This window comes from Kribbella sp. NPDC050820 (assembly GCF_040653975.1).
Taxonomy (GTDB): Bacteria; Actinomycetota; Actinomycetes; order Propionibacteriales; family Kribbellaceae; genus Kribbella.
Genome location: NZ_JBFAHB010000019.1, coordinates 60,446 through 81,886, shown reverse-complemented (window position 1 = coordinate 81,886; position 21,441 = coordinate 60,446). Strand labels below are relative to the sequence as shown.

Sequence of the window (21,441 nt, the reverse complement as noted above, 5' to 3'; positions counted from 1 at the left end):
ATGTTGCTGGTCAAGGGTGGGACCGTCGTCGGGCCGACCGGGACGCAGGTCGCCGACGTGCTGGTCGAGGGCGAGAAGATCGTCGCGTTGCTGGACCCGGCGTTCAGCCAGACGATCACGCCGGACGAGGTGGTCGATGCCACCGGCAAGTACGTGATCCCGGGCGGAATCGACGCGCACACGCACATGGAGCTGCCGTTCGGCGGCACCGCGGCGAGTGACACCTTCGACACCGGCACCCGGGCCGCGGCCTGGGGCGGGACCACGACCATCATCGACTTCGCCGTCCAGCGGACCGGCGAGGTGGTCCAGGACGGGCTGGCAGCCTGGCACGCGAAGGCCGACGGCAACTGCCACATCGACTACGCGTTCCACATGATCCTCGGCGGCGTCGACGACGACTCGCTGAAGGCGATGGACCAGCTGGTCACGGACGAGGGCGTGACCAGTTTCAAGCTGTTCATGGCCTACCCGGGCGTCTTCTACTCCGACGACGGCCAGATCCTGCGGGCGATGCAGACCGCCCGGGACAACGGCGCGATGATCATGATGCATGCCGAGAACGGCATCGCGATCGACGTGCTCGTGCAACAGGCGATCGCCCGCGGCGAGACCGACCCGATCTACCACGGCATCACCCGGCCGTCCGCGCTCGAGGCGGAGGCGACGAACCGCGCGATCGCGCTCGCCGAGGTCGCCCGGGACTGCCCGCTCTACATCGTCCACCTGTCCGCCAGCCAGGCGCTGGAACACGTCGCCGAGGCGCGGGACGCGGGGCGGAACGTGTTCGCCGAGACCTGCCCGCAGTACCTGTACCTCACCCTCGAGGACCAGCTCGGCGCGCCCGGCTTCGAGGGGGCGAAGTGGGTCTGCTCGACCCCGCTGCGGAGCAAGCACGAGTCGCACGCGAAGGACCTGTGGAAAGGCCTACGGAGCAACGACCTGGCGATCGTGTCGACCGACCACTGCCCGTTCTGCATGAAGGACCAGAAGGAGCTCGGCCTCGGCGACTTCTCCAAGATCCCGAACGGAATCGGCGGCGTCGAGCACCGGGTCGACCTGATCTACCAAGGCGTGGTGGACGGCCAGCTGTCGCTGGAGCGCTGGGTGGAGACGATCGCGACCACGCCGGCCCGGATGTTCGGGCTGTACCCGCAGAAGGGGATCGTCGCCCCGGGCTCGGACGCGGACCTGGTCGTCTACGACCCGAACGCGACCACCCGGATCAGCGTCGACACCCACCACATGAACATGGACTACTCGGCGTACGAAGGGGTCGAGATCAAGGGCCGGGTGGGCACGGTGATCTCGCGCGGCGAGGTGATCGTGGCCGACGGCAACTACCATGGCCACAAGGGCCGGGGGAAGTACCTCCAACGCGGCCTGTCGTCGTACTTGATGTAAAGGGGGGAGCGCCGTGGACTTCGGAGTGGTGTTCCAGTGTGATCCGCCGGCGTCCGCGGTCGTGGACCTGGCACGCAAGGCCGAGGAGGCGGGGTTCGGCTACGTCTGGACGTTCGACTCGCACCTGCTCTGGCAGGAGCCGTTCGTCATCTACAGCCAGATCCTGGCCACCACCGAACGGGTGATCGTCGGGCCGATGGTGACCAACCCGGGGACCCGGGACTGGACCGTGATCGCGTCCCAGTTCGCCACGCTGAACGAGATGTTCGGGAACCGGACGATCTGCGGGATCGGCCGCGGCGACTCCGCGCTGCGCACGCTCGGCGCCAAGCCGGGCACCGTCGACGAGATGAAGCAGTGCGTGGACGTGGTCCGCGCGCTGGCCCGCGGTGAGACGGTCGAGTACCGCGGCCAGCAACTCAAGTTCGCCTGGGTCGAGAACGGCGCCCTGGACGTCTGGGTGGCGGCGTACGGTCCGAAGGCGCTGGCCGCGACCGGCCAGGTCGGCGACGGCTACATCCTGCAGCTCGCCGACCCGGACATCGCCGAGTGGATGATCGCAGCGGTACGGCGTTCCGCCGAGGAAGCCGGCCGGGATCCGGCGGCGATCAAGTTCTGCGTCGCGGCCCCGGCGTACGTCGGGGAGGACCTCGAGCACCAGCGCGAGCAGACCCGGTGGTTCGGCGGGATGGTCGGCAACCACGTGGCCGACATCGTCGCGCGCTACGGGACGTCGGGCGCTGTGCCGAAGGCGCTGACCGACTACATCGAGGGCCGCAAGGGCTACGACTACGCCCAGCACGGCCGGGCGGGCAACACCCACACGGACTTCGTCCCGGACGAGGTCGTGGACCGGTTCTGCATCCTCGGGCCGGTGGACAACCACCTGGCGCGGCTGTCGGAGCTCAAGTCGCTCGGGGTGGACCAGTTCGCGGTCTACCTCCAGCACGACGCGAAGGAAGAGACGCTGGCGGCGTACGGCAAGGACATCATTCCGGCGTTCTGAGTCGCTCGGCCGCCTGCGCCATGCGGGTCGCCGGCCGCGTTGCGCCGTACAGGGTTGCCGGTGGGTAGTCGGTCGTGACCGTTCGGGTAACCAGGCCGGCTGCCTCCAGGTCCTTGAGGGCGAGGGTGAGGGCGCGGTTCGTCGTACCCGGGAGGCTGTTGCCGAGCTCGGAGAAGCGGCGGGGCCGGTCGCCGAGGGCGGTGAGGATCGGCAGCGACCACTTGCGGAGGCCGACGTCCGTGGCGTCCAACTCGCGGAGAAGGTCGGTCAGGGCGGCGGCAGGTTCGCCTAGGCGTGCGCCCGCGTCGGTGAGCAGATACTCCGGCCGCAGCGGGTGGCCGTAGCCGGGGTTGCGCTGGATCAGGCCGTCGGCCTCCAGGAACGCGATCGTGCGTCGGAGCGACTCGCGACTGACCCCGAGGCCGTGGACCAGGTTCACGAAGCGGCCGCCGCGGCCGCGGTGCAGCTCGGCGATCACCGGGACGTTCCACCGGAGGTGGACCAGGCGGGCGAGCGTTGACACGAAAGTAAGCTTAGTATAAAAACAGGACTATGAGTGGATCGCCAGAGGTGTCGACTGCGATCGAGTACGACGGCAGGGCCGTCTGCGCGCTGGACGTCTCCGACCTGGAGCGCTCACTGAAGTGGTACCGGGAGGCCCTCGGGTTCGAGGTGGTGCACCGGCTCGACAGCTGGGGCTGGGCCGAGCTGACAACGCCGCTGCCCGGTATCAACATCGGCATCGGCCAGGTCGAGCAGCCGCAGACCGAGGGCGGAACGGTGATCACCTTCGGGGTGCGCGACATCGACGCCGCCCGGCGGCACCTCGAGTCGCTCGGCACCCGCTTCGACGGCGAGACCCGGCTGGTCGCCGACGAGGTCCGGCTGGCCACCTTCTACGACCCGGACGGGAACACGTTCATGCTGTCCGAGCGGGTGACGTGAGCACGCCGCCACGGCCGGGGATGGAGAGCCTGTCGCTCATCCTGCTCCGGCGCCCACCGAACCCGCCCGACCTGACCGACGACGAGATGGAGCGGATCCAGCAGGCCCACCTCGACTTCCTGGACGACCTCCGCGCCGCCGGCGTGATGGGCGCCGCCGGCCCCTTCCGAGACCACGACGACGTCTCCCTGCGCGGCCTCTGCGTCTACCGCACCAACCTCGACGAGGCCCGCCAACACGCCGCCACCGACCCCGCCGTACAAGCCGGAATCCTCACCGCAGAACCTCTGACCTGGTGGTTCCGCGAGGGCGAGATTCAGGTGGTCGGGGTCCAGCGGTAGGACTCGGGGAGTAGGTCGGTGATCAGGACCGAGCCGACGCCTTCCGCGGTGGGCAGGATGACGCGGATTGTCGGGTGGTAGTCGAGCAGGACCTGGCGATCCCGGCCGCAGGGGGCGCAGACGCCGCGGCCTTCGTTGCCGACAGCCACGATCGTGGTGAGTTCGCGGGCGCCTTCGGCTCGGGCGCGGCCGAGGGCGACGAGCTCCGCGCAGGGGCCGCCGGTGAAGTGGTACAGGTTGATCCCGGCGTACATCCGCCCGTCCACGCCTCGTACGGCGGCGCCCATCGTGTAGACCCCGTCCGGCCCGTCGGTGTTCGCGTCGACGGTACGGCGGGCGAGCTCGATCAGCTCGCGGTCCGTGTCGGTCAATGCCTGCACGATCATTCGCTGATACCGACCTTTCGACTCATCCGGTGATGCGTTTGAGCTCGGACTCCACGACGGACTTGACCGCCTTGAGCTCGGTGGCCGGATCCGATCCGCTGCGGATGATCCGGTTGAGGGCGTCGGAGTACGCCGTACCAGATTTCGGCGACCACAGCAGCGGCGTCTGCGCGTGCCCATTCTCGTTGACGAACCTGACCGCGTCGGCGGCCGGGCCCTCCTGCAGCTTCTCCGCCCTAACGGCCAGGCTCTTGCGGGCCGGGATGTGGAAGCCGTACGACTGGGCGAAGTCGAGCTGCTTGTCGGTCTGGTCGACCCACAGCCACCTGACGAACTTCTTCGCTGCGTCAACGTCCTTCGACTTCGCGTTGACCACCGAGCTGAACGCGCCGACCGGGACGCTCGGAGCGCCGGTGGTCGCGCTCAGCTTCGGCCAGGGGAGTACGCCGAAGTCGTCGCCGAACGCCTTCTGGATCGCCGGCAGCGTCCACAGGCCGGTGAACTGCATCGCGGTCAGGCCCTGGGTGAACGCGGACGGGTCGGACCAGTCGGTCGGTGCCCCGAGCAACAGGCTCTTCGAGGTGAACAGCTCGCGCAGCTTACGGAGCGACTCGACGGCGGCCGGGTCGTCGAACCCGAACTGGTTGTCCTCGGTCAGGTAGTCCAGCCCGGCCGACCACAGCGCCGGTCCGCCGAGGATGCTGACGCCACCGTCGTTGCCGACGAACAGGCCCTTCACCTTGTCGTTGGTGAGCGTCTTCGCGGCCGCGAGCAGCTCGTCTACGGTCTGCGGCGGCTGGACGCCGGCCGCGCTGAGCAAGCTCTTGCGGTAGACGAGCAGCTGCATGTCGGTGACCTGCGGGATCGCGTACAGCTTGCCCTGATACGTGCAGCGGGCGAGCAGCGACGGCGTGAAGTCCGCCTTGGTGGCGTCGTCGAGCAGATCGGTCAGGTCGACCACCTGGTTGCCCTTGATCATGTCGATGGTCGGGCCGTTGACGTACTCGAACACGTCCGGGCCCTGGTCGGTCAGCAGCGTGGCCGCGGTCTTCTTGTCGTAGTCGCCGGGTGACCACTGCACGGTCACGGTCGCGTCCGGGTACTCCTTCGCGTACCGGTCGACAGCCTGCTGCGTGCCGGCCTCGCCGTACTGGTGGTACCACTGCGCCAACGCCGGCTTACCCCCGGACGCGCTACCTGACGACTCGCGCCCGGTGTTCGACCCGCATCCGTCGACCGCCATCGCCGCCAGTGCGCCGCCCATCGCCAACAGCCGTCGCCTGGTGACCCCAGCACCCACCATCCCGCCGTACCTCCGTCTCCGCGCGGTCCCACAGCCCGCGCTCCGAAGACACTACGACTCCGAGGGCTCCTCGGCCGGGGTATGCTCTCCGGCATGTTCGCTCCCCGTGACTAGAGACGGCTCCCGCGTTCACGCGGTCGAGCCCACCTCCTCCCTGTCTCTTAGGAGCGTTCTCTTGTCCGGCACAGCTCGTGCCGGGAGCTACCGCGAAGTGCTGTCCTTGCCGTCGGCGTTGCGCACCTTCGTGCCGGCGCTGCTCGGGCGGCTGTCGTACGGTCTGCTCCCGTTGTCTCTGCTTTTCACTGTCCAAGAGTCCACCGACTCGTTCGGCGCGGCCGGCGCGGCGGTCGCGCTGTTCGGACTCACCTCGTTGTCCATGCCCTACAAGGCACGGCTCGTCGACCGCTTCAGCCAGCGCCGAGTGCTCCCGGTCCTCGCCATCGGTTGCGCCGTCGCGCTGGTGCTCGTCGCCAGTACGACGACCAACCTGGCGCTGGTCGCTCTGGCTGGTCTCCTCGCACCTCCGCTCGGGCCGTCGATGCGGTCGAACTGGAGGTTGCTGACCGAAGGATCGGCCCTCAAGGAGAGGGCCTACGCGTTGGACGCGGTCTGCGAGGAGTCGCTGTTCCTCGGCGGTCCGCTGCTGGTCGGCGTACTGATCAACGTCGTCTCCGCACCCGCTGCGCTCGGCTGCTCTGCCGGCCTGATGGTCGTCGGCACGCTCGCCATGGTGACCAGTCCAGTCACCGTGCACACCGCAGCGCCTCCTGCAACGCGCCAACTCCTGGGCCCGCTCGTCATCCCGGGGCTGCGAAGGATCCTGCTGGTCATCGCGGCCACGGCCGCCGGGATCAGCGTCGCGTACGTGTGCGTGGCCGGAGCCGCTCAGCGCAGCGGTAGTCCGGGCGCGGCCGGGTACGTCGAAGCCGCGATCGCAGCCGGGAGCGTCGTCGGCGGGCTCCTCTGGGGCCGTCGCCTGCACACCCGGCCGTGGTCCGCTCAGCTCGGCGGGCTGATCGCCGTACTGGCTGCCGGACTGTTGACGGCCTCGCTCGCGAGCAACCTGGTCCTGCTCGGGCTGGTGATGGCGGCCACGGGCGTCGCTGTGGCGCCGCTCTTCGTGGTGTCGTACCTGGCTGCCGACACGGTCACACCGTCGTACCAGCGCACCGAAGCCAGCACCTGGATCAACACCGCCAACAACCTCGGCAGCTCGGTCGGCTCGGCGCTCGCGGGGCTGACGCTCGACCGGACGGCGCCGTCCCACGGCTTCCTGGGCGGCGGAGTCCTCCTTGCCCTGGTCGCCGTGACGGTCTGGTGGTCAGGCGTCCGACAGACGGGCGATGGTGGCGGAGGCTCGGCGGACGATCGGGACCGGGCCTTCGGGGAGGACGTCACCGATGAAGTTGTAGTGGGCAAGCACTTCGGGGGCGACGCCGCCGGGGCGGTGCCGGCTGTGGTCGCGGACCCAGTCGATGATGTCGCCCCAGCCCGGGGCGGCGAGCGAGCCGCCGAAGTGCTGGACCGAGAGGCCGGCGCACAGGTTGCCGAACGCGAGCCGATGCGCAAGCGGCCAGCCGCGGAGCGTGCCGAGGACGAGTGAGGCGAGGAAGACGTCGCCGGCGCCGGTCGGGTCGTAGGAGCGGACCGGCAGCGCCGGCACCTGCTCCTCCTCGCCGGTGGTCGCGTCGATCGCCAGCACACCGTCCGCGCCGTTCGTCACCACCGCCAGCGGTACCCGCTCGGCGAGCTTGTGCAGCGCGGCCTTCGGCGTGTCGGTCCGGGTGTACGCCATCGCCTCGCTCGCGTTCGGCGTGAACGCGTGGAAGCCCTCGAGGACATCGAGTACGGCGGGGGACCACTGGTCGGTCGGGTCCCAGCCGACGTCGCCGAACAGCAGCGCGCCGGACCGCATCGCGTCGATCGTCCAGCCCGGCAGTTCGTCCTCGACCGGGACGATCGCCGAGCGGGTGTTCAGGCCCGGGCCGACCAGCTTGCTCGGGTCGCCGGGCGCCTCGTGCGCGTGGGTCACCATCGCGCGGTCCCGGTCGAGCGACATCGAGACGGTGACGGGGGAGTGCCAGTGCCCGATCCGGCGGGAGTGGGACAGGTCCACGCCCTCCTGGTCGGCCAGGGTCCGCCAGCAGAAGTCGGCGTACACGTCGTCGCCGAACACCGACGCCAGGCCGGTCTTCAGGCCCAGCCGGCTGGCGGCGATGGCGAAATTCGCGACGCCGCCGGGGCAGGAACCCATCCCCTCGGCGAAGATCTCGGTCCCGGTGGCCGGGGCGGACTCCAGACCGGTCAGCACGATGTCGAGGAACACGGTCCCCTGCACGAACACGTCGTAGCGGTCCGGCTCGTCCATCTCAGTGACACTGCTCCTTGTCAGACTTTGGCGGTTCTTGTCGGTCGCGGGTGGAATGCTTCCTTTCGTAACATCTTCGGCCGGTCAACTCCATGGGATTGGGAGGTCGCGCATGAGCGGCTGGGTGTGTCCGTGATACCTACCTGGATCTCGGTGGTCGGCGTGGTGGTGACCGTGCTGAGCCCGTTCCTGGCTCTCGGTGGCGTCATGCTCGGCGCGTACCTGATCCGCAAGTCCGACCGCGAGCTGGACGTCTGGCGGCACCGCGAGGAGACGATGCGGATGGTCCGGTGGGCGGTCGAGCAGATTCTCGAAGGGACCGACTCCGGGACGGACGCCGGCGTCGTCACGCTCCGCTCACTGATGCGGTCGGAGCTGTTACAGCCGGAGGACTACGACCTGGTCGCCGCGCTGACCGCGTCCGTTGCGATCGACCGCGTCGGTCAGGCCGCGTACGCTGATATTGCGGAGTCCGACACCGAGGTCGTCGAGGGAGTCAGTGCCAATGGCTGAGAAGAAGACCGTCAAGGTCTCGCGCCAGGCCGTCGAGTTGGCCCGGCTGCACGTCGAGGCAGCCCGCAGAGCCGGCCGCAAACCCGAGCCCGGCCTGGCCCGCATCGCCGACGCCCGCCCCGACAACGGCAACGACACCGCCCCAGCCCCCGCCTGACCTGTGGATAACTCCACCGTCGAACCGGTGGAAACGGATAGGCTCAAGCAGGAAGAACAGGGGCGGGCAGCATCGGCGCCGAAGCAGCCGGTAGCCGTTCGTAACGCCCTGGTAGTGCACCGGGTATCGGACGGCGCCGTACGGTGCGGCATGCCTGGTCGGCGGCACGCCCGGGACCACCTAGACTGACCTGCGGCCGCTCCGGTGGCGTACGGTCTCCTGGTGGTTACCGATGCGCCGCTCCCTGTTCCCGACCACGGCCGGATGATCCCGTGATCCGCTTCGAGAATGTGTCAAAGACGTACGAGGGCCAGTCCAAGGCCGCTCTGCTGAACGTCAACGTCGAGATCGAGAAGGGCGAGTTCGTCTTCCTCGTCGGCACCTCCGGGTCCGGCAAGTCGACGTTCCTGCGCCTGGTCCTGCGTGAGCACCGGTCGTCCAAGGGCCACATCATGGTGGCCGGCAAGGACCTGAACCGGCTGGCCAGCTGGCGGATCCCGCAGATGCGCCGCCAGATCGGCACCGTCTTCCAGGACTTCCGGCTGCTGCCGAACAAGACCGTCGCCGAGAACGTGGCGTTCGCGCTGCAGGTGATCGGCAAGCCGCGCTCGCACATCCGCAAGACGGTCCCCGAGGTCCTCGAGCTGGTCGGCCTGGACGGCAAGGAGGACCGCCTCCCCGACGAGCTGTCCGGCGGCGAGCAGCAGCGGGTCGCGATCGCCCGGGCGTTCGTGAACCGGCCGATGATCCTGATCGCCGACGAGCCCACCGGAAACCTCGACCCCGGCACATCGGTCGGCATCATGAAGCTGCTGGACCGGATCAACCGCACCGGGACGACGGTCGTGATGGCCACCCACGACGTGTCCATCGTCGACCAGATGCGCAAGCGCGTGATCGAGCTGGAGAACGGTCATGTCGTCCGCGACGAGTCGCGCGGCGTCTACGGCTACCAGCACTGAGAAGCAGGGACTACTGACTGATGCGCTTGAACTACATCCTCTCCGACCTCGGCATCGGCCTGAAGCGGAACCTGTCGATGACGATTGCGGTCGTCGTCACCATCTGGGTCTCGCTGTCGCTGTTCGGCAGCGCGCTGCTGGCCCGCGAGCAGGTCGAGCTGATGAAGGGGAACTGGTACGACAAGATCCAGATCTCGGTCTTCCTCTGCACCAAGGACTCCGGCGGCCGCGGCTGCTCGGGCGCCGAGGTGACCCAGGAGCAGAAGAACCGGATCCGGCAGGTGATCGAGTCGAACCCGGACACTGCCCCTGACGGCGTCTTCGGCGAGTCGAAGAAGGAAGCGTTCGAGCAGTTCAAGAAGCTCTACAAGGACTCGCCGATCGTCAGCACGGTCACCGAGGACCAGATGCAGGAGTCCTTCCGGGTCAAGCTGAAGGATCCGCAGCGCTACCAGAACCTGGTCAGCGCGGTCGCGGGCCTGCCCGGAGTCGACACAGTCCAGGACCTGAGGCAGTACCTGGATCCGTTGTTCAAGGCGCTGAACGGCTTGCAAGTCGGCGCGCTGGTGGCCGCGGCACTGCTGCTGGTCGCCGCGCTGATGCAGATCTCGAACACCATCCGGCTGGCGGCGTACGCCCGTAGACGTGAGATAGGCATCATGCGCCTGGTGGGCGCCTCGAACTTCTATATCCAGCTACCGTTCTTGTTAGAAGCGGTACTGGCCGCGCTGATCGGCGCGATCCTTGCCTGCGGCACCTTGTGGGTCGGGGTGTACTTCGTGGTCATGCAGCGGGCCCAGGAGACGTTCCGGGTCTGGCAGTGGGTCGGAGCCACCGAAACCTTCCGCGCCACGCTCATCATGGTCGTGGTCGGACTGGTGCTCGCCGTGGTCCCGACATTCCTGACAACGCGGAAATACCTCAAAGTCTGACCCGGGTGACTTATCGTGCTTCGGTAGCACGACAACTCAACCCAGAGCAAGGGGTCGACTGTGGTCCCGCACTTCCCCGGTGCGAACCCGCGTGAGCGGGGGAGCATCAAGCGAGACGACAGCAGCGGCACCCCCGCGAAGCCACGCCTGCGCCTCCGCACGAGGGCGCCAGGCCGGCCGACGGTCGTCGCCGCTTGCTGCCTTGTCCTGTCCCTGTCCGCCGGCGCCCTGGCGGTGGTTCCGTCTGCCCAGGCGGACCCACCCGACCCGGCCGCCAAGAAGAAGCAGCTCGACTCGCAGATCGACCAGTCCAAGGCCGATCTCGCGCACGCCTCCGACCAGCTCGGCAAGTCCGTCGTCGCCTACAACCAGGCGGACGCGCGGTACAAGGCCGTCCAGGCCCGGTACGCCGTTGCCCAGGGCAAACTCGCGGCCGCGAAAGCCGCCGATGCGGTGGCCGCGGGCAAGCTCCGGGTCGCCGAGCAGACGCTCCGGTCGGCGGTCGCCGCCGTCGAGAGAGGCGAGCGGCTGATCGCCGAGAAGCGGGCGGTGGCGGGTCGCGCCGTACGGTCGGCGTACCAGCAGCAGAACAGCCTGGTCGGGCTGTCGATCGCGCTCCGCGGCGCGTCGCCGGCCGACATCGCCACCGGGATGCAGGTCCAGCGCAACGTGTTCGGCATCCAGGGCAACGCGATCACCAACCTGAACAACGCGCAGGCCCAGCTCGCCAGCCGGCGGGTCAAGGTCGCCGCCGCGGAGAAGGCAGCCGAGGAGGCGCGCGCCGAGGCGGCGCGCACCGTGCGGCAGGTGACCGCGCTGACCAAGCAGGTCGCCGCTGACAAGGCCGAGGCCGCCGCGGTCGCGCAGATCAAGCTGGTCGCGTTCAAGGCCGCCGAAAAGGAGAAGAACTCCGAGCAGGCGCAGTACAACGCCCTGGTCCGGGAGCGGAACCGGGTCGAGCAGATCCTGATCGCTCGCGCCCGCGCCGAGAAGGCCGCCGCGGCCCGCCGGAAGGCGGCCCGGGAGAAGGCCGAGCGGGAGAAGGCGCGCAAGGAGGGCCGCCCGCCGCGGGACGTCCCGGACGAGCCGAACGACAACGGGCGGCTCAGCTACCCGATCCGCAGCTACATCACGTCGCCGTTCGGGATGCGGTTCCACCCGGTCCTGCACTACTGGAAGCTGCACGACGGCACCGACTTCGGCGGCGGCTGCGGTACGCCGATCCGCGCGGCGGCCAGCGGGGTCGTCACGGACCGGTACTACAACGGCGGTTACGGGAACCGGCTGTTCATCTCGCACGGGGTGATCGACGGCTCCTCCATCACCACCGTCTACAACCACCTGTCCCGCTACAAGGCCCGCGTCGGCGAGCGCGTCTCCCGCGGCGAGATCATCGGGTACGTCGGCACCACCGGCTACTCCACGGGCTGCCACCTGCACTTCATGGTCTACGACGACGGGCGCGTGGTTAATCCCATGAAGTGGCTCTGAGTCGTCTGAGATACTGGTCGGATGGTGAAAGAGACCGGCCGGAAACCGATCGCGCAGAACCGTAAGGCGCGACACGACTACCACATCGAGGACGTGGTGGAGGCCGGGCTCGTGCTGACCGGGACCGAGGTGAAGTCCCTGCGGCAGGGCCGGGCCTCCCTGGTCGACGCGTTCGCGGCGGTCCGGGGCAACGAGCTGTGGCTGCAGGGGATGCACATCCCCGAGTACAAGCACGGCACCTGGACCAACCACGAGCCGCGCCGTACCCGCAAGCTGCTCCTGCACAAGGACGAGCTCCAGAAGCTGATCCGCGCCGTCGAGCAGCAGGGCGTGTCGCTGATCCCGCTCTCGCTGTACTTCAAGGACGGCTACGCCAAGGTCGAGCTCGGCACCGGGCGGGGCAAGAAGGACTACGACAAGCGGCACGCGCTGGCCGAACGGCAGGCGAACCGCGAGGCCCAGCGCGCCCTCTCGGACCGTCGCCGCGCCCCGCGCTGATAGTGAGGATGATGTGAGTGGGCCCCGCGGTGGTCGTCCTGACTCGCCCTCTAACTGACTTCGGGTCTTAGTCGGGATCTGTCGGTCTGCGGCTGCGGAGCGTGTTTGCACTCACCGGGCCGGGGGTTGTGACTTCATACGAGCCGTGCCAGCAGGCACCCATCACTGCTTTGTCCGCTCGCCTCGGCTGGTGCGTGCCGCCGTGGCCCTGGCGAAGGGGACCGGTCCGACCGCAAGACCCGCCGATCTGCCGGCAAGTCCGCCTCGATCGACGCCGAGGCCGCCGCCCGGGCCGTCGCGGCCGGTAACCGGACAGGCACGCGAAGGACCGCAGCGGATCCGTGGAAGCGCTACGCAACCTGTGCGTGGCTCGCCGCAGCGCCATCAGCCACCGTGCCGACTGCGTGCGCCGGATTGAGACCACTCCGCGACCAGTTCGACTCGCGAGCTGGTCACCACCTGCGCTGCGACCAGACCCGGCCCGGATCAACCAGCCACACCACGCCGCCAAGGCCGCACTGCGCGCTCCTCGACCTCAATCGCGGCGGCGACCGCCAAGCCATCGGACCATCCGGGCGTTTGCCGAGTCGTCGATTTCGGTGCTTCAGCGAGCGAATCGACAACAGAAATCCACAACTCGCGGACCACCTCCGGTTGAACCGCCCGTCAGCCACCCGCCTGCGTCTACCTCCTCCGGTCGGCCGCCGCTCCGGGTGCCAGTGTGGGCGGTCGCATTCCGCCCGGCCCATTCCCGGTGTCCCGGTGTCCTTGGGAGCTGCGGGTGTTTTCGGCGTACCTGACTCGTTGGGCTTCTGGCGTGGGGATGCCGAGGTGAGCCTGGGCCCGGGCAGGGGGCTGGGGTCCGGTCAGGGGTGGGTGGGGGCTGCACCCGATGGGGTGCGGGGCGCCTGGAGCGCAGAGTGGATGCATGTCCACTTCAGACCTGCTGGTGACGCCGGCCCAACGGGACCGCGCCGTCGAGATTCTGAAAGAAATGTACGCCGACGGCCGGCTGGACCACGGCGAGTTCGACACCCGGCTCGAGCTGGCGCTCAAGGCGCGCACCCGGGCCGAGCTGAACAGCACGTTCAACGGCCTCGTCTCCCGGCCCGTCCCGACGTACGCACCCGCCGCCTTCACCCGGCCGGCCCAATTGCAGCGGTACAACAGCGACGGCCGCGGGCTGGGCACGGTCGCGCACTGGCTCGGGTATCCGACGTTCTTCGTCGGCCCGGCCATCATGGTCGCGACCGCCGGCCAGAAGAACCCCGCCGTACGCAAGCACGCCGTCGAGGCGCTGAACTTCCAGCTGAGCGCGTTCGGCGCGTTCGCGCTGGTGGGCATCATGACCGGGGTGACGGAGGGGTTCACCGCGTTCCTGTTCCCGCTGCTCGGCATGCTCTGGTTCATCCTGACCGGGATCGGCGGTCTGGCGACCGCAGTCGGCGCCAACTTCCGCTACCCGTTCACGCTGCGTATGATCAAGTGACGCTGGGTGATCTCGCCGCGCGATGTGGGCCGTCCGCCGCCGCGCGGGAATCCGGGGTGCGGGTGGGTTGTTGGACTTGATAGTGTGGATCTTCTACCGGGGCTCCGGCGCCGGTGGGAGTTTGACAACTCAACAGGGGGTGAACGGTTTCGACTTTGGACGTTAGTTCCAAGGGAAGCGGGCCGAGGATCCAGGGTTATCTCGTTAACGATCTCTGGAAACCAATAACTGCCAACGCTAAGCGCAGTAGCTTCGCTCTCGCCGCCTGACGGCCTGAGCACCTAAAGAAGCGGTCAGCCCGGGGATGCTTCCGACCCGGTTCCTGGCCTCAGCTAGGAAGCTTGCTTTGTTAGCCCGGTCACGGGGCTAGCACGGGACATTTACAGTGACTGAGCCTGTCAGCGACTTGTCTGTGAGAGCGCTGAGGCTGAGAAAAACGCCTAACAGACTGCGCCCGGAGAAGCCTTGAAGCAACGCTGAAGGACGCGGGTTCGATTCCCGCCACCTCCACCCCTGGAGAACGCGCAGGTCAGAGCTCATCCGACCTGCGCGTTCTGCTGTCCGCGACTACGCAGCGACCACTTCATGCCGCGTCCCGCGGCAGAGCACGTGCCCTCGCCGCTCTCGAGTGCGGTCGCGAAGACAGTTGCCCGAGCGTGATTCCGGGTCGGCGGGCGATGCGTAAGGCGATCGACACGAACGCGACCGTCATCGTGCCCCACCCCGTAGAGGGTGAGGCCGACGCGACCTGGTCGAGCAGATCCGCGACGCCGGCTGCCGCCCGTGCTGGTGGACCGGTATCGCACCGATCTCGTCACTGACGCCGTGGTCGCCGACAACTTCGGCGTCGGTTGCCAGCTGACCGAGTAGTTGGTCGAGCGCGGTCACCGGCGGGATCGGGACTGTGTGGAGCGAGGCCCGATGCCACCCGCAGGGCTACTCGCGCGGTTGCTGGACAGCGCCACGCCGCCGATGGTCTTCCTGCGCCCGAACGGCCACGTCCTGGCGACCGCGGCGAAGGACCTGCTCCAGCTGGGTGTGGAGATCTCCGGCCAGGTCGACCTCGCCGGCATGGACGACGTCGGGCCGTACGACGTCCTTCCCCACACCGCCGTCGCCATCTCGCGACGTGGAGAACGTCGTTGTCCCCGCCCGGATTCGCACCCGCGAGGCGTCTCCGGCTACCTTCGCGCCGCCAGCGCCACTCCGACCAACTCACCCTGATCCGTACAAGGTCGTCACCTCCGTGGCTGTCAACGCCGCCGGATACAGCCGGACTTCATCCAAGGAGCCTGCGAAGTGGTCTGCGGGCGTCGAGCGGTCCAGTGCGCCGGCAGCGAACCGGTTCAACTCGGGAAGCGTAGGAGCGTTGGCAAGAGTGGCTTGTAGAACCCCGTCCAGGTACAGCTTCGAAGTCGTCGGGCTCTCGAACACCCCCGTCACCAGGTGCCACTCGTTGTTGTTGACCACCCCGGACGAGTAGACGGTGGCCGCGCTTCCGTTCCGTACGTCGAGAAAGGCTCTGCCTTGGGCGTTCATGCCGATCCGGGTGTACTTGTCGCCGGCTGAGCCGTCACCGAGAAAGGCGACCGTCGAATTGGAAGTCGACGTCGTCTTCATCCAGGCCGACAACGTGTAAGGATAGTCGGCGATCTCGCTGATCTCAGTGCGGACGGCATCGTCGACCCCGTCGAATTGCAGGGCACTGCCGGAGGTGCCCACGACAGAGCCGGTGTCGAACGACAGACCGTTCAGCAAGGTGCCCGAATGACCGTTACTGCTGGCGTCGGCCGCCGTCATGCCGGACACTTCGTCGAACTTCCAGTGGATCGAAGCGGTGTTGGCGCCCCCGTCGTCGCCGTCGATCGTCCAGGCGCCGAAATCGTAGACGGAACTCTCACCCCCATGATCCAACGTCAGTATGTCGCCGCCGTAATCCTGGTGCATGAACGGACTGTCCACGAGGGGCCAATTGTCGTAGGGTACGGCCACACCGTTCAGTTTGCGGTTGCCGTTGTAGGAGCCGCTGTATTGATACGTGATGTCCATGACGTCACCGGACAGCGACGTATAGATTAGCCTCGGATCGGTCTCGTCCAGATGAGTGGTGTCGATGACCGTGTTTTCTTTGATGTCACTCGCGAACGAGGACAGCTCGGTGATCAGCCGCTGCGCGTCCGGAGTCGACGCCTGGCCGGGTAGCGCATAATCGGCCGCGGCAACGACCTCCACGATGACGCCGTTCCTGTTGCCGGAGCTTCGCAGCGTCTTGAACGTCTGGTTGTTGATCGTGCGGTCCGGTGCCCAGGCATACCCCTTGACCGGCTTGACCGCGATCATCGTGCTGCCCCCATGGATGAACACCCATCCCGAGTCTTCCACGATTCGCTGCGCTGCGGAGGTGGATATCGGACCCTCGATATACTGCAGAATCGGGTTCGTTCCGTCGATCGTTCCGCTGGTGGGGATTTTGTAGATGCCGATCAGGGCGCCGTTGTGCTGCATGACCTGCTCGTAGGCCGTGGCTCCTTTGTAGTCGCCGGCTCGCCGAGGGTGCGTCATGAAGAACGTGCTGCCCGGCTGCTCGGAGTCCCAGCGGGTCAACCATCGTCTCGACTGGTCAGACCATCCGAGATTCCCGATCTCCACCTGGCTGGCTAATCCGAACCTGTCCGCAATGTAACTGTACTTGCTCGTCCGCGTATTCCAGTTGCCGTTCTCTCGCTGGACGAAGGGTTCGCTTCGGTCGTGTCCGATCCGTTCCAGGATCGCCGGCATCCTGTAGGTGCTCGTGGCGGTTGCCACGGAATACCACGCCTCGGTGGCGTGATCACTTGAGGACGTCGGGAAACTCGGCGTTCTTCCTCCCCAGAGCAGCCATTGCTGGATCGTGCCCGCCGCGCCTTCCTGAGGCGTCGTGCTGACGGCGATCGCACGGAGTGTCGCAGATACGTAGTAACCGTTGATCCATTCGGCTCCGATGTTCGCCAGCATCCACTCGAGCGTCATTTTCGCCTTTTGCCGAAGGGCCGGATCCTGGGCGAAATCGACCAGTGACAGCAGGCAGTTGACCGTAATCGCGTTGTAGACGGGAGAATCGTACTCAGCAAGCCCTTTGTGGACGTACTGGTTCATGATCTCTTCCAGTTGCTGCTTGTTGGCTGCACGCTCGGTGGCGGCGTTCGCCCAGTCGGGCCACGTTTGAGCGACCAGATATCCCGCCGTCTTGTACATCAGCCTGTGGTTCTCTGTCGACCCGTTCGACGCGGAGTAGGTGATGCCCGCGTTCGTCGTCAGGTCCGCCTTGACCTTCGCTTGCAACGTACCGGAGTACAAGTGCCCGAACTTCAAATACGTGTCGATGTTGTTGAGGTAGTAGAACATGGCCCCGGGGTGACTGCCGTTGTTCAAGTTGCTCACCCAGGCCAACGCGGTTCCGACGTCTTGATTCTTGGCCAGCCTCGCTTGCGCGTAAAAGAACGTTTCGGCGTTGTTGGTGCCGTTTGGTGACGTTCCCGCGGCGAATGTTGTGAGTAGTTGATCCACACGTTGTTCATACGTGTCGGCGGCCGCTGCATGAGTGGGAGGGTTGGACAGTCCGAGGGCTGCCGGCAACAGCACCGCCGTGCTGAGAATCACTTTCATGATGACCTTCACGAACTCACCTGCCCTGGTAGTTCTGGATTCGCTCTCGGTTCGGGTTAACCGAAGATCACCGCTCCGGACTGGGTCGCATCGATCACCGCTCGGCCGTCGGGCAGGGTGGACACCTGAATACCCTCGGCTGCCCAGTGCCTCGGGTCGACCCGGGAGGCGGTGACGTGCCGTATCGGCTGTCCCTGCGCGGGAAACAGCGACACCACACCACGGCCCGTTTCGGGCCGGATCTTCTCCCGCACCTCGGCCGCGCCGGCGCCAAGTCCGGTCGTGATCATCCCGGCCGCGGTCGCATCGTCGGCGACCTGCCGATACCGGTCCACAGTGGTGCGGATGACGTCGACGCCCTCATCGGAGATGGCGAGCAGGTCACCCCAGATGCCGTGATGGCCGAGGACCAGGGCCGCTAGGCTCTCCTGCTGGTGCGCGCGCGGGTCGTCGGGGTAGTAGTGGACCAGCGTGAGGACGGAGGGGATCCACTTGTCGAAAGCGTAGGTCTCCCGGCAGACCCATCCTCGAGCACGTCCCGGGTGGAAGAACATGTTGGCGTTGATGCCGTTGAGGTCCTCGGGCAGCTCGTAGTCGGAGTAGTACGGGCCGTTGTTGACGAGGAAGTACTTTCCGGCGGACAGGAAGCTCAACCCGAACGAGCGGTGGTTTTCCGTGACATCGAAGTCGACGATCGACCCGGGCACCGCGACCGCGACGCGCTCCGCGAGCTCCGTCATCCGCTCGCTCATCATGAACGCGAACCGGTCTGCTCGTTCGCCGGCGCTGTTGCTCTCGTCGCCGTGCTGGTGATGCGGACTGTCGCAGCCGTACTGGCCGACAGCGTCCAGCTTGAAGTACGTGATGCCCAGTTCACGATTGACGCGGATCAAGTGGCCAAGGAGAGTCTCGAACCAGTCGCTGACCAGGCACATCGGCCTGCTCGTCTCGGTTTCCCAGATCTCCCGTGGCTCGACCGGTTCACCCCGCCACGTCTTGATGTCGCCGGCATGCGCGGCCAGCGCCCGGCTGGACAGTGCGGCCATCGTGGGGTCGAACCAGATGCCCAGTCGCAACCCGAGTTCGTCGGCACGTTCCTTGATGTCGTGCAGCCCGGCCGGGAATCTGACCCGGCTCACCTCCCAGTCGCCCGTCGAAACGAACCAGCCGGTATCGATCACGTACGTGTCGATTCCCATGCGGGCGGCGACTTCGAGCTCGGCGAGAACCCGCTGCTCGGTCAGCCCGGCGATGTAAGGCCGGTCGTGCCAGTAGCGTTCCCGCTCCTGGAAGTTCCAGGTGTTGTAGAAGATCTGCGGTCGACGCGAGTGGTCGTGCTCTGACTGGTACCGCAGCAGGAAACTGCGGAACACCGCGGCAACGTCATCCAGCTCCCCGTCGACGGCGGCGGCGAGCAGCCACGGGGTGTGGAAACCGGCGACGTCCAGGCGCTGCCCGTCGAGGTAGGCGCCCTTCACCGCGCCCACCCGGACGCCGCGGGACCGATCAACCCAGAAGCCGCAGAACAGATCCCCGCCGGACGTGCCGTGCTCGTACGCGAGCAGCCAGGAGGACCCCCGTTCGACGCCGACGAGGATCGGGCCGATCAGGGGCGACAGCGCCTCGGCCGCCTCGGCCGCGAGGGCGATCTCGTTCGGCATGAAGGAGTGGCCCAGCTCGACGAAGTCCGAAATGCGCACCTCGGTGACCGGGCCTGGGCGGCGCAGCAGTTCCGCGTAGGTGATGCCCGTGCCGCCTGCTGCCTTCGTGAGCCGTCGCGGATTCGCACTGTGCAGCCCGTACCGGAAGCGAACCACGGGGCTCTCCGGGGACTGCCGGATGACCAGTGTCAATTGCAGTCCGGGTTCGTTGTCGACGTCACCGACGAACGTCGACTCGAGTACCCCGTTGAGAAGTGTGCGCTGCTCGAGCGGTGCTCCGAAGTCCGCGACTCGACAGCTCACCGCGCGCCCGTCGATCTCGAAGACGGGCGCGGCGATGGCCAAACGCATTCGAGCCTGCGGGTTCTCGATGTCCCAAAGAGCCCCGTCACTTCCCGCCGCGGCGGCCTGGATGCCACCCACGGTGACAGACACGACGGATGTGGGGATGGCGGTTGAAGAGAAGGTCATTGTTTGACTGCTCCACCTAGAAGACCGGACACGAAGTAGCGCTGCATGAAGATGAACAGCAGGGCGACGGGGATGACAGAGATGGTGGTGGCCAGAATCAACTCGCCGTAGTCGGTGGCTCGGGCGTCGGTGAAAGAGGCCAGCGCCACCGGAATCGTGTAGGCGTCCTCGGAGCGGAGGACCACGAGCGGCCAGATGAAGTCGTTCCAGATCGCCAGGAACAGGAAGATCCCCAGTGCGGCCAGCGCCGGACGCACCGTCGGGCTGACGATCCGGAACAGGATCCGGAATTCTCCCGCCCCGTCGATCCGGGCGGCTTGGATCAGCTCGTCAGGCACCGACTGCATCGCCTGCCGCATGAGGAACAGACCGAACGGGTACGCCAGGCCAGGGAGGATGAGCGCCTGGTAGGAGTTCAGCCAGCCAAGCTTGACCATCGTCTGGAACAGCGGAACCAACGTCACCTGGTTCGGGATGGCGAGCGTGGCGATGACGAACCCGAACAAGAACGCCTTGCCGCGGAACTGGAACTTGGCGAACGCGTACCCACCGCAGAGGCAGATCAGCATTCCCGCGATCACGTAGATGATCGAGATCGCGATCGAGTTGACCACGGGACGGAGGTAACCGCGCTCGCCGAACAGGTTGGCCCAGTTGGTGAGCAACTGGTCCCCAGGCAGGAGGTGGGGCGGGTTGGCGAACACCTCCGACGCGGTCAGGGTCGATCCGATGATCAGCCAGTAGAACGGGGCGGCCATCAGGATGAACCCGACGAAGATCACCAGCGTGAGCACCAGGCTCGACAGCCGGTTGCGCCGGCGGGTACGGCGTACGGCGGTGCTCATCGTTCCTCCTGGAAAAGCCGGAACTGAGCCACCGACACGATGACGACCAATCCGACCAGGACGAAGCCGATGGCCGAGGCGTAGCCGAAGTCGAAGTACCCGAAGGCGTTCTCGTAGATGTACATGCCGATCGTGAGGGTCGCGTTGTCAGGCCCGCCGTTGGTGAGGATGTACGGCTCGTCGAAGAGTTGCAGCGTCCCGATCGTCGACGTGACCACTGTCAGCAGTACTGCGGGGCGCAGCCCCGGGAGAGTGACGCTGAAGAACTGCTGCACCCGGCCGGCGCCGTCCACCGCCGCGGCCTCGTAGAGCTCCTCGGGGATCGTCTGACGCTGGGCGAGATAGATGACCGTGTTGATTCCGGTGTAGTGCCACGTCATCGCGATCATCAGCGACACCTTCGCCCACACCGGATCCTGCAGCCATGCCACCTTCGGCAACCCGATGGACTGGAGCATCACGTTGACGATGCCGTTGTCGGTCGCCAGCATGATGCTGAAGATCACGCCGTACGCGACCAGACCCATCACCACCGGCAGGAAGTAGCCGAGCCGGAAGATGTGGCGGAACCTCAACAGTGTCGAGTGGAAGGCGACCGCGAGCAGAACAGCCAGGATGAGCATGATCGGCACCTGGATGACCAGGATGATCAAGGTGTTGGAGAGAGCGCGGTAGAACAGCGGATCGTTGAAGATTCGCTCGTAGTTGGCGATCCCGACGATGCGCTGCGTGCCGCCGTCGTTGGTGGTGAAGCTCAAGTACGCGGCGTAGAGGATCGGATAGACCTTGAACGCGGCGAAGAGGAAGATCACCGGCGCCAGAAGGACGTACGGGATGGTCCGTGGAGTCAGCCACGACCGCCGAGAGGATCGGGGCGGCGGGGTAGGCGGTCTGAGTTGGAGCCCTGGCGGGGATTGCGCTTCGAGGTCGATCATGACCGTTCTTCCTTCTGAGCGTGGGGCTCCGCGGGCAGCCTGGCGGAGCCCCACGCTCGGATCGGGGGAGGTGCGCGGGTGCAGGCCGC

20 protein-coding genes, 1 other RNA gene and 1 pseudogene are annotated in these 21,441 nt (G+C 67.0%); 14 read left to right on the top strand and 8 right to left on the bottom strand.

Going from position 1 to position 21,441, the window contains the following annotated elements; all coding sequences use genetic code 11:
* Positions 1-1,404, top strand: coding sequence for a dihydropyrimidinase (gene hydA / locus AB0H36_RS18960; RefSeq protein WP_360524398.1), 1,404 nt, complete (start codon positions 1-3; stop codon positions 1,402-1,404).
* A 13-nt stretch (positions 1,405-1,417) separates the two neighbouring features.
* Positions 1,418-2,410: a TIGR03842 family LLM class F420-dependent oxidoreductase gene (locus tag AB0H36_RS18955; RefSeq protein ID WP_360524395.1), complete on the top strand. Its 993-nt coding sequence runs from the start codon at positions 1,418-1,420 to the stop codon at positions 2,408-2,410.
* Here the strand turns inward: AB0H36_RS18955 and AB0H36_RS18950 are convergent.
* Positions 2,394-2,933, bottom strand: coding sequence for a winged helix-turn-helix transcriptional regulator (locus AB0H36_RS18950; protein WP_360524392.1), 540 nt, complete (start codon positions 2,931-2,933; stop codon positions 2,394-2,396). The two genes, AB0H36_RS18955 and AB0H36_RS18950, sit on opposite strands and share 17 nt — an antisense overlap.
* A gap of 29 nt (positions 2,934-2,962) precedes the next feature.
* Between AB0H36_RS18950 and AB0H36_RS18945 the strand changes: the two genes are divergently transcribed.
* Both AB0H36_RS18945 and AB0H36_RS18940 read left to right on the top strand, forming a co-directional pair.
* Positions 2,963-3,355: a VOC family protein gene (locus tag AB0H36_RS18945; protein ID WP_360524389.1), complete on the top strand. Its 393-nt coding sequence runs from the start codon at positions 2,963-2,965 to the stop codon at positions 3,353-3,355.
* Entirely contained in the window at positions 3,352-3,696 is a 345-nt protein-coding gene (locus tag AB0H36_RS18940; RefSeq protein WP_360524386.1) for a YciI family protein, read from the top strand. Before AB0H36_RS18945 ends, AB0H36_RS18940 begins: the two co-directional genes overlap by 4 nt.
* On the opposite strand, the gene AB0H36_RS18935 is transcribed toward AB0H36_RS18940, so the two are convergent.
* Both AB0H36_RS18935 and AB0H36_RS18930 read right to left on the bottom strand, forming a co-directional pair.
* Positions 3,672-4,076, bottom strand: a complete 405-nt coding sequence (locus AB0H36_RS18935) for a cytidine deaminase (RefSeq protein ID WP_360524548.1) — start codon at positions 4,074-4,076, stop codon at positions 3,672-3,674. The genes AB0H36_RS18940 and AB0H36_RS18935 overlap by 25 nt on opposite strands.
* A 28-nt stretch (positions 4,077-4,104) precedes the next feature.
* Positions 4,105-5,385: a sugar ABC transporter substrate-binding protein gene (locus tag AB0H36_RS18930; protein ID WP_360524383.1), complete on the bottom strand. Its 1,281-nt coding sequence runs from the start codon at positions 5,383-5,385 to the stop codon at positions 4,105-4,107.
* A gap of 376 nt (positions 5,386-5,761) precedes the next feature.
* On the opposite strand from AB0H36_RS18930, the pseudogene AB0H36_RS18925 reads away from it, so the two are divergent.
* Positions 5,762-6,688 (top strand): annotated as a pseudogene (locus AB0H36_RS18925) (MFS transporter); the annotation flags it as partial.
* 18 nt (positions 6,689-6,706) lie between these two features.
* Here AB0H36_RS18925 and AB0H36_RS18920 read toward each other — a convergent pair.
* Positions 6,707-7,753, bottom strand: a complete 1,047-nt coding sequence (locus AB0H36_RS18920; RefSeq protein ID WP_360524380.1) for a PfkB family carbohydrate kinase — start codon at positions 7,751-7,753, stop codon at positions 6,707-6,709.
* Between the two features lie 126 nt (positions 7,754-7,879).
* Here AB0H36_RS18920 and AB0H36_RS18915 point away from each other — a divergent pair, with 126 nt between their 5' ends.
* The 9 genes from AB0H36_RS18915 to AB0H36_RS18875 all read left to right on the top strand — a co-directional run bounded on the left by AB0H36_RS18915 (position 7,880) and on the right by AB0H36_RS18875 (position 15,019).
* A complete protein-coding gene (locus tag AB0H36_RS18915) occupies positions 7,880-8,266 on the top strand; it encodes a hypothetical protein (RefSeq protein ID WP_360524377.1) in 387 nt (128 codons plus the stop codon).
* On the top strand, positions 8,259-8,423 hold the full coding sequence (locus AB0H36_RS18910) for a hypothetical protein (protein WP_360524374.1): 165 nt from the start codon (positions 8,259-8,261) through the stop codon (positions 8,421-8,423). Before AB0H36_RS18915 ends, AB0H36_RS18910 begins: the two co-directional genes overlap by 8 nt.
* Before the next feature lie 272 nt (positions 8,424-8,695).
* On the top strand, positions 8,696-9,385 hold the full coding sequence (gene ftsE, locus AB0H36_RS18905) for a cell division ATP-binding protein FtsE (RefSeq protein WP_132325159.1): 690 nt from the start codon (positions 8,696-8,698) through the stop codon (positions 9,383-9,385).
* Positions 9,386-9,405: 20 nt separating this feature from the next.
* Positions 9,406-10,317 (top strand): permease-like cell division protein FtsX, encoded by a 912-nt coding sequence (gene ftsX / locus AB0H36_RS18900; RefSeq protein ID WP_360524370.1) that lies wholly within the window; start codon positions 9,406-9,408, stop codon positions 10,315-10,317.
* 60 nt (positions 10,318-10,377) lie between these two features.
* On the top strand, positions 10,378-11,808 hold the full coding sequence (locus AB0H36_RS18895) for a M23 family metallopeptidase (protein WP_360524367.1): 1,431 nt from the start codon (positions 10,378-10,380) through the stop codon (positions 11,806-11,808).
* A 21-nt stretch (positions 11,809-11,829) separates the two neighbouring features.
* Positions 11,830-12,306, top strand: coding sequence for an SsrA-binding protein SmpB (gene smpB / locus AB0H36_RS18890; RefSeq protein WP_360524364.1), 477 nt, complete (start codon positions 11,830-11,832; stop codon positions 12,304-12,306).
* A 928-nt stretch (positions 12,307-13,234) separates the two neighbouring features.
* The gene (locus tag AB0H36_RS18885; RefSeq protein ID WP_360524361.1) at positions 13,235-13,795 is read left to right on the top strand and encodes a DUF1707 and DUF4870 domain-containing protein; all 561 of its coding nucleotides are present in this window, start codon (positions 13,235-13,237) and stop codon (positions 13,793-13,795) included.
* Between the two features lie 135 nt (positions 13,796-13,930).
* Positions 13,931-14,308, top strand: a transfer-messenger RNA (tmRNA) gene (gene ssrA, locus AB0H36_RS18880).
* Positions 14,309-14,716: 408 nt separating this feature from the next.
* Positions 14,717-15,019, top strand: coding sequence for a hypothetical protein (locus AB0H36_RS18875; RefSeq protein WP_360524358.1), 303 nt, complete (start codon positions 14,717-14,719; stop codon positions 15,017-15,019).
* Here AB0H36_RS18875 and AB0H36_RS18870 read toward each other — a convergent pair.
* From AB0H36_RS18870 to AB0H36_RS18855, 4 genes are all read right to left on the bottom strand, one after another.
* Positions 15,011-17,452, bottom strand: a complete 2,442-nt coding sequence (locus AB0H36_RS18870) for a LamG domain-containing protein (RefSeq protein WP_360524355.1) — start codon at positions 17,450-17,452, stop codon at positions 15,011-15,013. The two genes, AB0H36_RS18875 and AB0H36_RS18870, sit on opposite strands and share 9 nt — an antisense overlap.
* 44 nt (positions 17,453-17,496) lie before the next feature.
* Positions 17,497-19,452 carry an alpha-galactosidase gene (locus AB0H36_RS18865; RefSeq protein ID WP_360524352.1) on the bottom strand — a complete coding sequence of 652 codons (1,956 nt, stop codon included), beginning with the start codon at positions 19,450-19,452 and terminating at the stop codon, positions 17,497-17,499.
* Positions 19,453-19,568: 116 nt separating this feature from the next.
* A complete protein-coding gene (locus AB0H36_RS18860; RefSeq protein ID WP_360524349.1) occupies positions 19,569-20,417 on the bottom strand; it encodes a carbohydrate ABC transporter permease in 849 nt (282 codons plus the stop codon).
* Positions 20,414-21,229, bottom strand: a complete 816-nt coding sequence (locus AB0H36_RS18855) for a sugar ABC transporter permease (RefSeq protein WP_360524346.1) — start codon at positions 21,227-21,229, stop codon at positions 20,414-20,416. Before AB0H36_RS18855 ends, AB0H36_RS18860 begins: the two co-directional genes overlap by 4 nt.
* Between the last annotated feature and the right edge of the window lie 212 nt (positions 21,230-21,441).

Coding starts and splice junctions, on each gene's coding strand:
- hydA (WP_360524398.1), top strand. CDS start 1: ATGTTGCTGGTCAAGGGTGGGACCGTCGTCGGGCCGACCGGGACGCAG.
- AB0H36_RS18945 (WP_360524389.1), top strand. CDS start 2,963: ATGAGTGGATCGCCAGAGGTGTCGACTGCGATCGAGTACGACGGCAGG.
- AB0H36_RS18930 (WP_360524383.1), bottom strand. CDS start 5,385: ATGGTGGGTGCTGGGGTCACCAGGCGACGGCTGTTGGCGATGGGCGGC.
- AB0H36_RS18920 (WP_360524380.1), bottom strand. CDS start 7,753: ATGGACGAGCCGGACCGCTACGACGTGTTCGTGCAGGGGACCGTGTTC.
- AB0H36_RS18910 (WP_360524374.1), top strand. CDS start 8,259: ATGGCTGAGAAGAAGACCGTCAAGGTCTCGCGCCAGGCCGTCGAGTTG.
- ftsX (WP_360524370.1), top strand. CDS start 9,406: ATGCGCTTGAACTACATCCTCTCCGACCTCGGCATCGGCCTGAAGCGG.
- smpB (WP_360524364.1), top strand. CDS start 11,830: ATGGTGAAAGAGACCGGCCGGAAACCGATCGCGCAGAACCGTAAGGCG.
- AB0H36_RS18885 (WP_360524361.1), top strand. CDS start 13,235: ATGTCCACTTCAGACCTGCTGGTGACGCCGGCCCAACGGGACCGCGCC.
- AB0H36_RS18875 (WP_360524358.1), top strand. CDS start 14,717: ATGCCACCCGCAGGGCTACTCGCGCGGTTGCTGGACAGCGCCACGCCG.
- AB0H36_RS18865 (WP_360524352.1), bottom strand. CDS start 19,452: ATGCGTTTGGCCATCGCCGCGCCCGTCTTCGAGATCGACGGGCGCGCG.
- AB0H36_RS18860 (WP_360524349.1), bottom strand. CDS start 20,417: ATGAGCACCGCCGTACGCCGTACCCGCCGGCGCAACCGGCTGTCGAGC.